General features: G+C 71.9%; 9 protein-coding genes. 2 read left to right on the top strand and 7 right to left on the bottom strand.

Annotated features, from left to right (window positions below; translation table 11 throughout):
• Positions 1–24: 24 nt before the first annotated feature.
• The gene (locus ACIQU4_RS10600) at positions 25–2472 is read left to right on the top strand and encodes a Tex family protein (protein ID WP_403728055.1); all 2448 of its coding nucleotides are present in this window, start codon (positions 25–27) and stop codon (positions 2470–2472) included.
• A gap of 125 nt (positions 2473–2597) precedes the next feature.
• On the opposite strand, the gene ACIQU4_RS10595 is transcribed toward ACIQU4_RS10600, so the two are convergent.
• Entirely contained in the window at positions 2598–4250 is a 1653-nt protein-coding gene (locus tag ACIQU4_RS10595) for a bifunctional aspartate transaminase/aspartate 4-decarboxylase (protein ID WP_403728054.1), read from the bottom strand.
• Positions 4251–4305: 55 nt separating this feature from the next.
• Positions 4306–6156, bottom strand: coding sequence for an AMP-dependent synthetase/ligase (locus tag ACIQU4_RS10590; RefSeq protein WP_403728053.1), 1851 nt, complete (start codon positions 6154–6156; stop codon positions 4306–4308).
• An 85-nt stretch (positions 6157–6241) separates the two neighbouring features.
• Between ACIQU4_RS10590 and ACIQU4_RS10585 the strand changes: the two genes are divergently transcribed.
• Entirely contained in the window at positions 6242–6979 is a 738-nt protein-coding gene (locus ACIQU4_RS10585) for a MerR family transcriptional regulator (protein ID WP_403728051.1), read from the top strand.
• Between the two features lie 46 nt (positions 6980–7025).
• On the opposite strand, the gene ACIQU4_RS10580 is transcribed toward ACIQU4_RS10585, so the two are convergent.
• The 5 genes from ACIQU4_RS10580 to ACIQU4_RS10560 are packed head-to-tail and all read right to left on the bottom strand — an operon-like array spanning position 7026 to position 13844.
• On the bottom strand, positions 7026–9197 hold the full coding sequence (locus ACIQU4_RS10580) for a 3-hydroxyacyl-CoA dehydrogenase NAD-binding domain-containing protein (RefSeq protein WP_403728049.1): 2172 nt from the start codon (positions 9195–9197) through the stop codon (positions 7026–7028).
• A gap of 52 nt (positions 9198–9249) precedes the next feature.
• Positions 9250–10464 carry an acetyl-CoA C-acetyltransferase gene (locus ACIQU4_RS10575; RefSeq protein ID WP_403728047.1) on the bottom strand — a complete coding sequence of 405 codons (1215 nt, stop codon included), beginning with the start codon at positions 10462–10464 and terminating at the stop codon, positions 9250–9252.
• A gap of 30 nt (positions 10465–10494) precedes the next feature.
• Positions 10495–11637 carry an acyl-CoA dehydrogenase family protein gene (locus tag ACIQU4_RS10570; protein WP_403728045.1) on the bottom strand — a complete coding sequence of 381 codons (1143 nt, stop codon included), beginning with the start codon at positions 11635–11637 and terminating at the stop codon, positions 10495–10497.
• 9 nt (positions 11638–11646) lie between these two features.
• Positions 11647–12672: an LLM class F420-dependent oxidoreductase gene (locus tag ACIQU4_RS10565; RefSeq protein ID WP_403728043.1), complete on the bottom strand. Its 1026-nt coding sequence runs from the start codon at positions 12670–12672 to the stop codon at positions 11647–11649.
• The gene (locus tag ACIQU4_RS10560) at positions 12672–13844 is read right to left on the bottom strand and encodes a CaiB/BaiF CoA transferase family protein (RefSeq protein WP_403728041.1); all 1173 of its coding nucleotides are present in this window, start codon (positions 13842–13844) and stop codon (positions 12672–12674) included. The genes ACIQU4_RS10565 and ACIQU4_RS10560 overlap by 1 nt, the downstream gene beginning before the upstream one ends.
• Between the last annotated feature and the right edge of the window lie 11 nt (positions 13845–13855).

The following is a 13855-nucleotide window of genomic DNA, read 5'->3' as shown; positions in this document are numbered from 1 at the left end:
AACGAAGGCAGGCGGGACCCGATCGTGACGATGTCCATCGAAGGCAGGATCGCCGAGGAGCTCGGCGTACGGGAGCGGCAGGTCAAGGCCGCCGTCGAGCTGCTCGACGGCGGCTCCACCGTGCCGTTCATCGCGCGCTACCGCAAGGAAGCGACCGAGATGCTCGACGACGCCCAGCTGCGCACCCTCGAGGAGCGGCTGCGGTATCTGCGCGAGCTGGAGGACCGGCGCGCGGCGATCCTGGACTCCGTACGGGAGCAGGGCAAGCTCGACGCCGAGCTGGAGGCCCGGATCAACGCGGCCGACACCAAGGCCCGGCTGGAGGACATCTACCTCCCGTTCAAGCCCAAGCGGCGCACCAAGGCGCAGATCGCCCGTGAGGCCGGTCTGGAGCCGCTCGCCGACGGCCTGCTGGCCGACCCGTCGGTGGAACCGGCCGCCGCCGCGGCCGCGTTCGTCGACGCCGACAAGGGCGTCGCCGATCCGGCCGCGGCCCTGGAGGGCGCCCGCGCCATCCTGACCGAACGCTTCGGCGAGGACGCCGACCTGATCGGCGAGCTGCGCGAGCGCATGTGGGGCCGCGGCCGGCTCGCCGCGAAGGTCCGCGAGGGCAAGGAGGAGGCGGGCGCCAAGTTCGCCGACTACTTCGACTTCGCCGAGCCCTTCACCGCGCTGCCCTCGCACCGCGTCCTCGCCATGCTGCGCGGGGAGAAGGAGGACGTCCTCGACCTCACCCTGGAGCCCGAGGAGCCGGGCGACACCCCCGGCCCGTCCACGTACGAGGGCATGGTCGCCCGCCGCTTCGGCGTCGCCGACCGCGGCCGCCCCGGCGACAAGTGGCTGGCCGACACCGTCCGCTGGGCCTGGCGCACGAAGATCCAGGTGCACCTCGGCATCGACCTGCGGATGCGGCTGCGCGCCGCCGCCGAGGACGAGGCCGTACGGGTCTTCGCCGCCAACCTGCGCGACCTGCTGCTCGCCGCCCCGGCCGGCACCCGGGCCACGCTCGGCCTCGATCCGGGCTTCCGCACCGGTGTGAAGGTCGCCGTCGTGGACGCCACCGGCAAGGTCGTCGCCACGGAGGTGATCTACCCGCACGTGCCCGCCAACAAGTGGGACGAGTCCCTCGCCAAGCTGGCCCGCCTCGCCAAGGAGCACGCGGTCGAGCTGGTCGCCATCGGCAACGGCACGGCCTCGCGCGAGACCGACAAGCTCGCCGGGGACCTGATCACCCGCCACCCCGAGCTCAAGCTCACCAAGGTGATGGTGTCCGAGGCGGGTGCCTCCGTGTACTCGGCCTCCGCGTTCGCCTCGCAGGAACTCCCGGACATGGACGTGTCGCTGCGCGGCGCCGTGTCCATCGCCCGCCGCCTCCAGGACCCGCTCGCCGAGCTCGTCAAGATCGACCCCAAGTCGATCGGCGTCGGCCAGTACCAGCACGACCTCTCCGAGGTGAAGCTCTCGCGCTCGCTCGACGCGGTGGTCGAGGACTGCGTGAACGGCGTCGGCGTGGACGTCAACACCGCCTCCGCTCGGCTGCTCTCGCGGGTGTCGGGCATCAGCGGCGGGCTCGCCGAGAACATCGTGGCCCACCGCGACAACAACGGCCCCTTCCGCAGCCGCAAGGCGCTCAAGGACGTGGCACGGCTCGGCCCGAAGGCGTACGAGCAGTGCGCGGGCTTCCTGCGGATCCGCGGCGGGGACGACCCGCTGGACTTCTCCAGCGTGCACCCCGAGTCGTACCCGCTGGTCCGGGGCATGGCCAAGACGGCCGGCAGCGACGTGGCGGCGATGATCGGCAACACCGGCGTGCTGCGCTCGCTGCGGCCGGAGCAGTTCGTCACCGAGGCCTTCGGCCTGCCGACCGTGACGGACATCCTGCGCGAGCTGGAGAAGCCGGGCCGCGACCCGCGGCCCGCGTTCAAGACGGCCACCTTCAAGGAGGGCGTCGAGAAGATCGGCGACCTGGCGCCCGGGATGATCCTGGAGGGCGTGGTCACGAACGTGGCCGCGTTCGGAGCCTTCATCGACATCGGCGTCCACCAGGACGGGCTTGCCCACGTCTCGGCGCTGTCGAAGAACTTCGTCAAGGACCCGCGGCACGTGGTCAAGCCGGGCGACATCGTCCGGGTGAAGGTCCTGGACGTGGACATCCCGCGCAAGCGGATCTCGCTGACGCTGCGGCTGGAGGACGAGGCCGACCGCTCGGCGGGCGGCGCTCCCCGCCAGCGCGAGGACCGCCAGGAGCGGCAGGAGCGGCAGGAGCGGCGCGGCGGCGGCCGTCCCCCGCAGCAGCGCGGCGGCGGCCAGGGCGGCCAGGGCCAGGGCCGGAGTCAGGGCGGCGGCGGCCAGCGCCAGGGAGGGCAGCGCCAGGGCGGCAACGCCTCCCCGGCCCCGGCCAACAGCGCGATGGCGGACGCCCTGCGCCGCGCCGGCCTCACCGGCGCCCCCGAGGAGCGCCGCAAGCGCTAGGCAGTTTCCTTGGGATCACCTTGCTGACCAGATGAAGGCGGCGGCGAGGTGGATGGTGGCGGTCTTGTCGAAGGCCCGCGGGTGCCCGCCGTACGGCGGGCACCCGGGGGGACGCGCCGGCGCCGCTAGTCGGCCTGGGCGCGCTGCCATTCCGCCGCGTACTCCTGGAAGATCTCCCTCAGGTGGTGGCCGACCTTGAGGTAGTCGAGGTCGTCGAGGTTGGCCAGGGAGACCCGGACCGACCACTGCGGGCCGTCGAAGCCGCCGCCGTTCAGCAGCACCACCGAGGTCTGTTCCGCGAGGCGCAACAGGGGGTCGACGGGCTCGTAGTTCTTCTCCAGGAACTGCGCGAACTCCTTGCCGTGGACCCGTTCCGCCTCGGCCAGCAGGTCGAGTTCGACGTAGTACCCGGCCCGCCGGTCGTCTTCGGCGATCTTCATTCCGGCGCCCTCCAGCAGCAGGCCGAGCCGCCTGCGGACGATCCCGCGGATGCGCTCCTTGTACGCCTGGCCCTCCTCCAGCAGGTCGAACAGCGAGAAGAGCACCATCAGCGCCTGCTGCGGCGGGGAGAGCCCCGCCGTGTGGTTGAGCGCCACCGAGCGGGAGTCCGCCACCATCCGGTCGATGAACCGGATCCCCGCCGGCTCCAGGCTGAGCGAACCGTACCGCCGGGCGAGCCGCTCCTTCTCCTCCCGCGGGAGGTCCGCGATCATCTCGTCGACGACGTTGTCGTCGTGCAGGCCGATGACGCCGAGCCGCCAGCCGGTCGCCCCGTAGTGCTTGGAGTACGAGTACACCAGCAGCGTGTTGCGCGGCAGTTCGGCGGCGAGCGAGCGGAAGCCGGGCACGAACGTGCCGTACACGTCGTCGGTGACGATCAGCAGGCGCGGGTTGGCGGTGGCCACGATCTCCTTGATCTGCCCCGCCACCCGGTCGCTCAGCGCGAGCGAGGGCGGGTTGCTCGGATTGACCAGGCAGACCAGCTTGACCTCCGGGTCGGCCAGCTTGGCGACCTCCTCCGGCGGGTAGCGCCACTGGCGCACGCCCGTCTCGGCGAACAGGCTCGCGCTGACGTTGACCACCTCGAACTCGAAGGTGTCGAGCCCGGGGATCTCGATGTACGGGGCGAACACCGGGGTCATCAGGGCGATCTTGTCGCCCTTGCGGAGGATCCCGTTCTGGACGAGCGAGTCGAAGACGTAGCACATCGCGGCCGTGCCGCCCTCGGTGGCGAACAGCGACAGACGGTCCACGGCCGGCCGTTCGCCGAAGATCTCGAAGTCGAGGTAGCCGCGGACGATCTGCTCGGCGTGCACCAGCATCCGGTCCGGCACGGGGTAGTTGTCGCCGATCACGGCGTCGGCCAGCTCGTGCACGAGGGCGTCCTCGTCGAACCCCCACCGCGACAGGGCGTACGCGACGCACGCGGAGAGCAGCTCGGTGCCGGGCAGCTCCGGGTGGCGGCGGATCCACGAGTCGAACCGCTTCCCGATCCCGCGGCGCTCCGGCATACCGCCGAGGTGGTCGGCGGTCCACACGCGGCGGGACTCGTCGAGGGCGAAGTAGCCGAGGGCGTGGAAGGCCTCGCGGGGGCCGGTGGCGATCCAGTTGGGGTTGCCGCGGCCCGCGTTCAGCATGGCGCGGGCGGTGGTGTCCTTCTGGCCCGGCCGGTCGGCCTGGGCCGCCTGGGCGAGCTGGATGAACCTGTCCTTCAGCTCGAACGGGCTGAGCCGTGCGAGGGACTGGATCTCCTCGCGGCTGAAACGGGTCTCCGGCATCTTCCCAGCCTCGTCCGGCGGGCGCCCGCGCGCCCACCGGACGGGACCATTCGGGCTACTGCACCCCGGCCCGGCGCGGTTCCTCGTACGGGTCGGCGTACAGCGCGTCGATGAGGGCGCCGTACTTCTCCCGGACCACCCGGCGGCGCAGTTTCAGCGACGGGGTGAGCTCCCCGGACGCGGGGCCCCACTCCTGCGTCAGCAGCCGGTACCGCTTGATCTGCTCGGTCCGGTTGAGCCGGACGTTGGCCGCCTCGACCGCGGCGGCGATCTCCTCCCGGACGGCCGGGTGCTCCGCGAGCCCGGCGAGCGAGCCGGCCTCGATGCCGCGGGCCGCCGCCCACGCCGGGGCCACCTCCCCGTCCAGCACCAGCAGGGCGACGAGGTAGGAGCGGCCGTCGCCGTGCACCAGGGCCTGGCCGATCAGCGGGTGCTCCTTGACGGTGTTCTCCACCAGGGCCGGCGAGACGTTCTTGCCGTTCGAGGTGATGATGAGTTCCTTCTTGCGGTCGGTCAGCCAGAGGAACCCGTCCTCGTCGAGCCGGCCGACGTCCCCGGTCGGGAACCAGCCCTCGGCATCGTGCGCGCTCTCCACCGACCCGTCGGGCCGCAGGTAGCCGGCGAAGACGGTCGCGCCCCGCGTGAGGATCTCCCCGTCCTCGGCGAGCCGCAGCTCCAGCCCCTCGATCGGCCGCCCCACCGAGCCCAGCCGGAAGCCGTCCGGGCTGTTGATCGTGCACACGCCCGAGGTCTCGGTGAGCCCCCAGGCGTCCATGATGGTGATCCCCCAGCCCGCCCAGAACCTGACCACGTCGATGGGCATCGGCGCGGTGGCGCTGGCCGTCCACTCCAGCCGGTCCAGCCCGGCCAGGCCCAGCAGCGGGTCCAGCACCTGCTCCTTCGCCCGGGCGTACGAGGCTTCGAGCGCGGCCGGGATCCGCTCGCCGCGCTCCCGGTGGCCGGCCCGGGCGCGGGCGAGCTCGTTCGCGGCCTCGATGGATTCCCGCTGGGCGGCCGGAAGCTGCGCCAGCACGGCCCGTACGGACGCGGCGAGCTTCTCCCAGACCCGGGGCACCCCGAAGAACTGCACCGGGTGCAGCTCGCGTACGGCGGCCCCCACGGCGGCCGGGTCGGCGACGAGCCGGACGTGCGCGGCCCGCAGCAGCGGCAGGTAGATGCCGAGGATCCGCTCGGCGATGTGCGCGAACGGCAGGTAGCAGATGTGCTCGGCGTGCTCGGGCAGCTCCGTGCGCCCGTCGATGCGGATGGCCTGCAGCATGATGTTGCGGTGGGTCAGCCGCACGCCCTTGGGGTCTCCGGTGGTGCCGGAGGTGTAGACGACGGTCAGCGGGTCCTCGGGGCGGGTCTCCCGCCAGGCCTTCTCGAAGGCGTCGGGGCGGTGCGTACGGGCGCCGCTCGCGTGCAGGGAGCCGTACGTACGGTGCGGACCCGCCTCGGCGGCCTCGGCCACGACCAGCCGCTCCAGGGGCACCTGGGCGTCGGCGAGCAGCGGTTCCCAGCGGGCCAGCTCGCGGGCGCCTTCGAGGACGGCGACCCGGGCCCGGCTGTGCCGGGCGATGTGGGCGATCTGCTCGGGCGCGGAGGTCCCGTACACGGTGACGGGGGCGGCGCCGAGGTGGACGAGGGCGAGGTCGGTCAGCCAGTGCTCGGGGCGGTTGCCCATCATGATCAGGACGTGTTCGCCGCGTTCTATGCCGAGGGCGGCGTATCCGGAGGCGAGGACGGCGACCTTGCGGCGGACCTCGGTCCAGTCGAGGGTCGTCCAGCCGTCGCCCTCGCGCCAGGAGAGGGCGGGGAGAGCGCCGTACTCGGCGGCGTTGCGCGCCAGCAGGGCGGGGATCGTGAGCTCTTCGGGTCGTCCGGGCAGTCGCAGTTTCATGGTCATGGGCAGCTCCTGGCCGTTTCACATCGTTGGTGCGACAGCAATACTGTTGAACCCAAGCTGTGGAGCAGAGAGCGAGGCGCAGACGATGGCCGACCAGGCACCCGAGCCGATGCTCACCGTCGACGAGCTGGCGGCCAGGGCGGGCGTCACCGTGCGCACCGTTCGTTTCTACAGCACGCGCGGGCTTTTGCCCCCTCCCGTGATCGGCCCTCGTCGGGTGGGGCACTACGGGCCGGAACACCTGTCCCGGCTGGCGCTGATCGAGGAACTCCAGCACCAGGGCATGACCTTGTCCGCCATCGAGCGCTATCTGGACGCGCTGCCCGACGACCTGAGCGCGCACGACCTGGCGATCCACCGCGCGATGGTGTCCAGTTGGGCTCCGGACGCGCCGCAGGAGGTGTCGCGGGAGGAGCTGGAGAAGCGGGCGGGGCGGAACCTGTCGGACGCCGACGTCCGGCGGCTGACGGCGATGAACGTGCTGGCGCCGGCCGGGGAGGACTTCCGGGTGGACGTCGGGCTGCTGCGGCTGGGGGTCGCCCTGCTGGACGTGCCGATCGCGCACGAGACGATCCTGGTGGCGCGCGAGGTGCTGCTGGAGCACGCGCGGACGGCGGCGCACGAGCTGACGGCGCTCTTCCGGGACGAGGTGTGGGGGCCGTTCACCCGGGGCGAGAGCGATCCGGAGCGGGTGGAGTCGATGAAGGCGCTGTCCGCGCACATGCAGCCGATGGTGGTGCAGGCGCTGGTGACCGCGTTCCAGCGGTCGCTGAAGGAGGAACTGCGGGCGGCGTTCGTCTCGGAGTCCGCCGACTCCGAGTGAACGCCGCCCGCGGCGGGTGCTACGGGTCCTACGGGTGCTACGCGGGTCAGTCGGCGTACGTCTCGCCGCGCTCGGCCTTCGCGACGAGCGAGGCCGGCGGGGTGAAGCGCTCGCCGTACTGGTCGGCCAGCTCACGGGAGCGGGCGACGAAGCCCGCCGGGCCGCCCTCGTAGCCGTTGATGTACTGGATCACGCCGCCGGTCCAGGCCGGGAAGCCGATGCCCATGATGGAGCCGATGTTGGCGTCGGCGATCGAGGTCAGGACTCCCTCGTCGAGGCAGCGGACGGTGTCCAGAGCCTCGGAGAACAGCATCCGCTCCTTCATGTCCTCGAACGGGATGTCCGCGTCCGGCTTCGCGAAGTGCTCGCGCAGGCCCGGCCAGATGCCGGCGCGCCTGCCGCTCTCGTCGTACTCGTAGAAGCCGGCCCCGCCGCTGCGGCCGGGGCGGCCGAACTCGTCGACCATCCGGTCGATGACCGTGTCCGCGGGGTGCGCGCTCCACGAGCGGCCCTCGGCCTCGAAGGCCTTGCGGGTCTCGTTGCGGATCTTGCGCGGGAGGGTGAGGGTGAGCTCGTCCATCAGGGAGAGCACCTTGGCCGGGTAGCCGGCCTGGGCCGCGGCCTGCTCGATGGAGGCGGGCTCGACGCCCTCGCCGACCATCGCCACGCCCTCGTTGATGAACTGGCCGATGACGCGCGAGGTGAAGAAGCCGCGCGAGTCGTTGACGACGATCGGGGTCTTGTTGATCTGCCGTACGAGGTCGAAGGCGCGGGCGATGGCCTCGTCGCCGGTGCGCTCGCCCTTGATGATCTCCACGAGCGGCATCTTGTCGACGGGCGAGAAGAAGTGCAGTCCGATGAAGTCCTCGGGTCGCGAAACCCCTTCCGCGAGGCCCGTGATGGGCAGCGTGGACGTGTTGGAGCAGAGCAGCGCGTCGGGGGCGATGGCGTCCTGGATCTCCTGGAACACCTTGTGCTTGAGGGAGGTGTCCTCGAAGACGGCCTCGATGACGGCGTCGCAGCCGGCCAGGTCGGCGGCTTCGGCGGTCGGCGTGATCCGGGCGAGCAGCTCGGCGCGCTGGGCCTCGGTCGTACGGCCTCGGGAGACGGCCTTGTCGAGCAGCTTCTCGGAGTACGCCTTGCCCTTCGCGGCGGCCTCGGCGGTGACGTCCTTCAGCACCACCTCGATGCCCGCGCGGGCGCAGGAGTACGCGATGCCCGCGCCCATCATGCCGGCGCCGAGGACGGCGACCTTGGTGACCTTGCGGGGCGCGATGCCCTGCGGGCGGCTGCGGCCGGCGTTGACGGCCTGGAGGTCGAAGAAGAACGCCTGGATCATGTTCTTGGCGGTCTGCCCGGTGACCAGCTCGGTGAAGTAGCGGGCCTCGATGGTCAGCGCGGTCTCGAAGTCCACCTGGGCGCCCTCGACGGCGCAGGCCAGGATGTTGCGCGGGGCCGGGTACGGGGCCCCGTTCAGCTGCTTCTTCAGGTTGGCCGGGAAGGCCGGGAGGTTGGCCGCGAACTTCGGGTTCGACGGCGTGCCGCCCGGGATCCGGTAGCCGGGGACGTCCCAGGGCTGCTTCGACTCGGGGTTGGCGTCGATGAAGGCGCGGGCCTTGGCCAGCATCTCCTCCGGGGTGGCGGCCAGTTCGTGGACGAGGCCGTTGTCGAGGGCGCGCTGCGGGTTGTACTGGGTGCCCTGGAGCAGGACCTTGAGCAGCGCGTCGGCGATGCCCATGAGGCGCACCGTACGGGTGACACCGCCGCCGGCCGGGAGCAGGCCGAGGGTGACCTCGGGCAGGCCGATCTTGGAGCCGGGGGCGTCGAGGGCGATGCGGTGGTGCGAGGCGAGGCAGATCTCGTAACCGCCGCCGAGGGCCGCTCCGTTGATGGCGGCGACGACGGGCTTGCCGAGGGTCTCGATGCGGCGCAGCGAGCGCTTGATGGCGGTGCCGGTCTCGAAGGCGAGGCCCGCGTCCTCGGGGCGCAGCCGGATCATGTCCTTGAGGTCGCCGCCTGCGAAGAAGGTCTTCTTGGCGGAGGTGTAGATGATGCCGCGGATGGAGTCCTTCTCGGCCTCGGCGCGGTCTGCGATCGCGGCGATGGAGTCCTTGAAGGCCTGGTTCATCGTATTGGCGGACTGGCCCGGGTCGTCGAGGATCAGGGTGACGACGCCGGTCTCGTCCTGTTCCCAGCGGATCGTGGTGGACTCGCTCATGTTCTCGCTACTTCCGTGTCAGAGAGGAGGTCTGGGGGATACAGGACGCGGTTCAGAGGCGCTCGACGATGGTGGCGACGCCCATGCCGCCGCCGACGCAGAGGGTGACGAGCCCGTAGCGCTTGTCCTGGCGCTCCAGTTCGTCGATGACGGTGCCGAGCAGCATCGCGCCGGTGGCGCCGAGCGGGTGGCCGAGCGCGATGGAACCGCCGTTGACGTTGACCTTGTCGAGCGAGACGCCCATGTCCTTGACGAAGCGCAGGACGACGCCGGCGAAGGCCTCGTTCATCTCGATCAGATCGATGTCGTCGATGGTCAGGCCGGCCTTGGCGAGGGCCTTGCGGGTGGCCGGGGCGGGGCCGGTGAGCATGATGGTGGGCTCGGAGCCGGAGACGGCGGCCGAGACGATGCGGGCGCGGGGCGCCAGACCGTTGCGCTCACCCGCCTCGCGGGTGCCGATCGCGACGAGCGAGGCGCCGTCGACGATGCCGGAGGAGTTGCCCGCGTGGTGCACGTGGTCGATCTTCTCGATCCAGTGGTACTTCTGCAGGGCGACGGCGTCGAAGCCGCCGAGGTCGCCGATGTCCGCGAAGGACGGCTTGAGCTTCGCGAGGGTCTCGGCGGTGGTGCCGGGGCGGACGAACTCCTCCTGGTCCAGGACGACCAGGCCGTTGCGGTCGGTGACCGGGACGACGGACTTCGCGAAGCGGCCGTCCTTGATGGCGGCGGCGGCCCGCTCCTGGGAGAGGGCGGCGTACTCGTCGACGTCGCGCCGGGAGAAGCCCTCGATGGTGGCGATGAGGTCGGCGCCGATGCCCTGCGGGACGAAGCCGGTGTCCCAGTTGGTCATGGGGTCGTTGAACCAGGCGCCGCCGTCGGAGGCCATCGGAACGCGGGACATGGACTCCACGCCGCCCGCGAGGACGAGGTCCTCCCAGCCGGAGCGGACCTTGGCGGCGGCCAGGTTGACGGCCTCCAGGCCGGAGGCGCAGAAGCGGTTCTCCTGTACGCCGGCCACCGTGTCCGGGAGTCCTGCGGCGATGGCCGCGATCCGGGCGATGTCGGAGCCCTGGTCGCCGACCGGGCCGACGACGCCGAGGACGATGTCGTCGATGGTGGCGGGGTCCAGGCCGGGGTTGCGCTCGCGCAGGGCGTTGATGAGGCCGACGACCAGGTCGATCGGCTTGGTGCCGTGCAGGGCGCCGTTGGCCTTGCCGCGGCCGCGCGGCGTGCGGATCGCGTCGTATACGTACGCTTCGGTGCTCACTGTCAAAGCCTTTCGGGGAGAGGTCGTGCGTCAGCCGAGGAGGGAGCGGCCGATGATCTCTTTCATGATCTCGGTCGTGCCGCCGTAGATGGTCTGGATGCGGCCGTCGGTGAAGGCCCGGGCGACCCGGTATTCGCTCATGTAGCCGTACCCGCCGTGCAGTTGCAGGCAGCGGTCGGCGACCCGCTTCTGGAGCTCGGTCGCCCACCACTTGGCCATCGAGGCGTGCACGTGGTCCAGCTCGCCGTTGGAGTGGTCGACGATGCAGCGGTCCAGGAAGGTGCGGGTGACGGCGCATTCGGTGGCCATCTCCGCTATCTCGAAGCGGATGTGCTGGAGCTTGGAGAGCGGCCGCCCGAAGGCCTCGCGCTCCTTAACGTACTGGGTGGTGATCTCCACCAGGTGCTCGGCGGCGGCGATTCCGGCCATCGCGATGCCCATCCGCTCCTGCGCGAGATTGGTCATCAGGTGGACGAAGGCCCCGTTCAGCTCGCCGAGCAGGTTCTCCTTGGGGACGCGTACGTCGTGGAAGAACAGCTCGGCGGTGTCCTGCGCCTTCTGGCCGATCTTGTCGAGGTTGCGGCCGCGTTCGAAGCCCTCCGTGCCCCGCTCGACCACGAGCAGCGACAGGCCGTGCGCCCCGCCCTCCGGGCCGGTCTTCGCGACCACGATCACCAGATCGGCCAGGATGCCGTTGGAGATGAAGGTCTTGGAGCCGTTGAGCACCCAGTGGTCGCCCCGGTCCTCGGCACCGGTCCGGATCCCCTGGAGGTCCGAGCCCGCGCCCGGCTCCGTCATGGCGATGGCGGTGATGGTCTCGCCGGAGCAGAACCCGGGCAGCCAGCGCCGCTTCTGCTCCTCGGTGGCGAGCGAGGTCAGGTACGGGCCGATGATGTCGTTGTGCAGGCCGATCGCGAGCCCGGCCGCGCCCGCCCGGGTGAACTCCTCGGCGATCACGGCGGCGTAGCGGAAGTCGGTGTTCCCGCCGCCCCCGTACTCCTCCGGGACGGCCAGGCCCAGCAGGCCCTGCCGGCCCGCGGCCCGCCAGGCCTCGCGGCTGACGATCCCGTCCTTCTCCCACTGCTCGTAGTGCGGCAGCACCTCCTTGGTGAGGAAGGTGCGGACCGTTTCGCGGAACGCCTCGTGGTCGGCGTCGAAGATGCGGCGTTGCATCGGGGCCCCCTAGAGCCAGCTCTTGACGGTTTCGATCAGCCGGGCCGGCTCGGCTCCGACGGGTGTGACGTTGAGCATGGTGACGCCCGCCTCCCGGAAGGCCTCCACCCGCTCGCGTACGTAGCCCTCCGGCCCGCACAGCGTCATGAGCTCGCAGAACTCGTCCGGTACGGCGGCCGCCGCATCGCGCTTGCGGCCGGAGAGGTAGAGCTCCTGGATCTTCCTGGCCTCCTCCCCGTACCCGTAGGCGACGGCGAGGTCGTTGTAGAAGTTCTTGCCGACGGCGCCCATCCCGCCGACGTACAGCGCGATCTGCGGGCGCGCGCGGTCCCGTACGGCGGCGGCGTCCTCGCCGATCGCGAGCAGCCCGCCGGCCACGGTCTGCAGCGGGCCGAGCTCCGGGTCGCGCAGGGCCGCGCCCTCGGCGAGGGCGCTCCCCCACACCGCGTGGGCCTTCTCGGGGAGGAACAGCGTGGGCAGCCAGCCGTCGGCGATCTCGGCGGTCATCCGCACGTTGGCGGGACCGAGCGAGGCGATGTAGACGGGGACCGCTTCGCGGACCGGCCGGGTGAGGATCTTCAGCGGCTTGCCGTGCCGGCCGCCCCTTTCCGGGGGCAGCGGCATGTCGGTGATGCCGTGGTGGTCGATCGTCTCGCGGCGCCAGATCCGGCGGCACAGCTCGACGGTCTCGCGGGTCCGGCCGATCGGCTTGTCGTACGGCTTCCCGTGCCAGCCCTCGACCACCTGCGGGCCGGAGGCGCCGAGGCCCAGCAGCGCCCGGCCGCCGGAGAGCGCGTCCAGTCCGGCGGCCGTCTGGGCGATGAGGGCCGGGGTACGCGAGTAGACGTTGAGGATGGCCGAGCCGATCTTCATCCGCTCGGTGCGGGCGGCGAGGTAGCCCATGATCGTCGGGGAGTCGAAGCCCCAGGCCTCGGCGACCCACACGGCGTCGAGCCCGGCCGCTTCCAGCGCCGCCGCCTCGTCGGCGGCCCGGCGCGGGTCCCCGGCGTAGTCGAGCATCATGGACAGTTCCATCAGACCTCTTTCGGGAGCAGGGCCGGTACGTCCCAGTCGCGGGCCACGGATTCGGTGTGCGCGCCCGGCAGAGCGGGGCCCGCGGTGACCGCGGCCGGGGTGGCCGAGAACCGGGGCGCGGGGGCGGGCTGGGTGATCCCGCCGAAGTCGGTGAAGGTGGCGCGGGCGGCGAGGTGCGGGTGCTGCGGCGCCTCGCGCAGGGAGAGCACGGGCGCCACGCACGCGTCGGAGCCCTCGAACACCGCCGTCCACTCCTGGCGCGTACGGGACTTGAAGCGGGCGGCGACGGCCTCGCGGAGCTCGCCCCAGCGGGCCAGGTCCTTGCGGGCCGGGGCCTCGTCCCTGATGCCGAGCAGCTCGACGAAGGTGTCGTAGAACTGCTGCTCCAGCGCGCCGACCGCCATGTACCCGCCGTCGGAGGTCTCGTACGTGCCGTAGAACGGGCAGCCGCCGTCGAGGAGGTTGGCCCCGCGCCGGTCCTGCCAGCCGCCGGCCGCCATCATGCCGTGGATCATGGCGGTGAGGTGGGCGGTGCCGTCGACGATGGCCGCGTCGACGACCTGGCCGGCGCCGCCGGGGGTGCGGGCGTGCTGGAGGGCCGCGAGCACGCCGATCACCAGGTAGAGCGAGCCTCCCGCGTAGTCCCCGACGAGGTTGGCGGGGACGGCCGGCGCCTCGTCCGGATTCCCGATCATGCCGAGTGCGCCGGTGACGGCGATGTACGCGATGTCGTGCCCGGCGGTGTGCGCGAGCGGGCCGTCCTGGCCCCAGCCGGTCATCCGGCCGTAGACGAGCTGCGGGTTGCGGGCGTGGCAGTCGGCGGGTCCGACGCCGAGCCGCTCGGCGACGCCGGGGCGGAAGCCCTCGATCAGCACGTCGGCCCGCTCGACGAGGTCCAGTACGCGGGCGGGGCCCTCGGCGGACTTCAGGTCGACCAGGACGGAGCGTTTGCCGCGGTTGGTGACGTCGTACGCGGGGTTGACCGCGAGCCCGCCGCCGCCGGGCCGGTCCACCCGTACGACGTCGGCCCCCAGGTCGGCGAGGAGCATGGCGGCGAACGGGCCCGGGCCGATGCCCGCCAGTTCGACGACGCGCACGCCCGCGAGCGGGCCGCCGCCGGCCGCCGGCCCCGTGGTCGTGGGCCTGCCGGGCACGTTCCCTGTCACTGCCATCGAGCCCCCAG

The organism is Streptomyces sp. NPDC090741 (genome assembly GCF_044769045.1).
Taxonomy (GTDB): domain Bacteria; phylum Actinomycetota; class Actinomycetes; order Streptomycetales; family Streptomycetaceae; genus Streptomyces.
The sequence above is the reverse complement of the archived record's forward strand: the minus strand, read 5'-3'. Positions and strand labels throughout refer to the sequence as shown.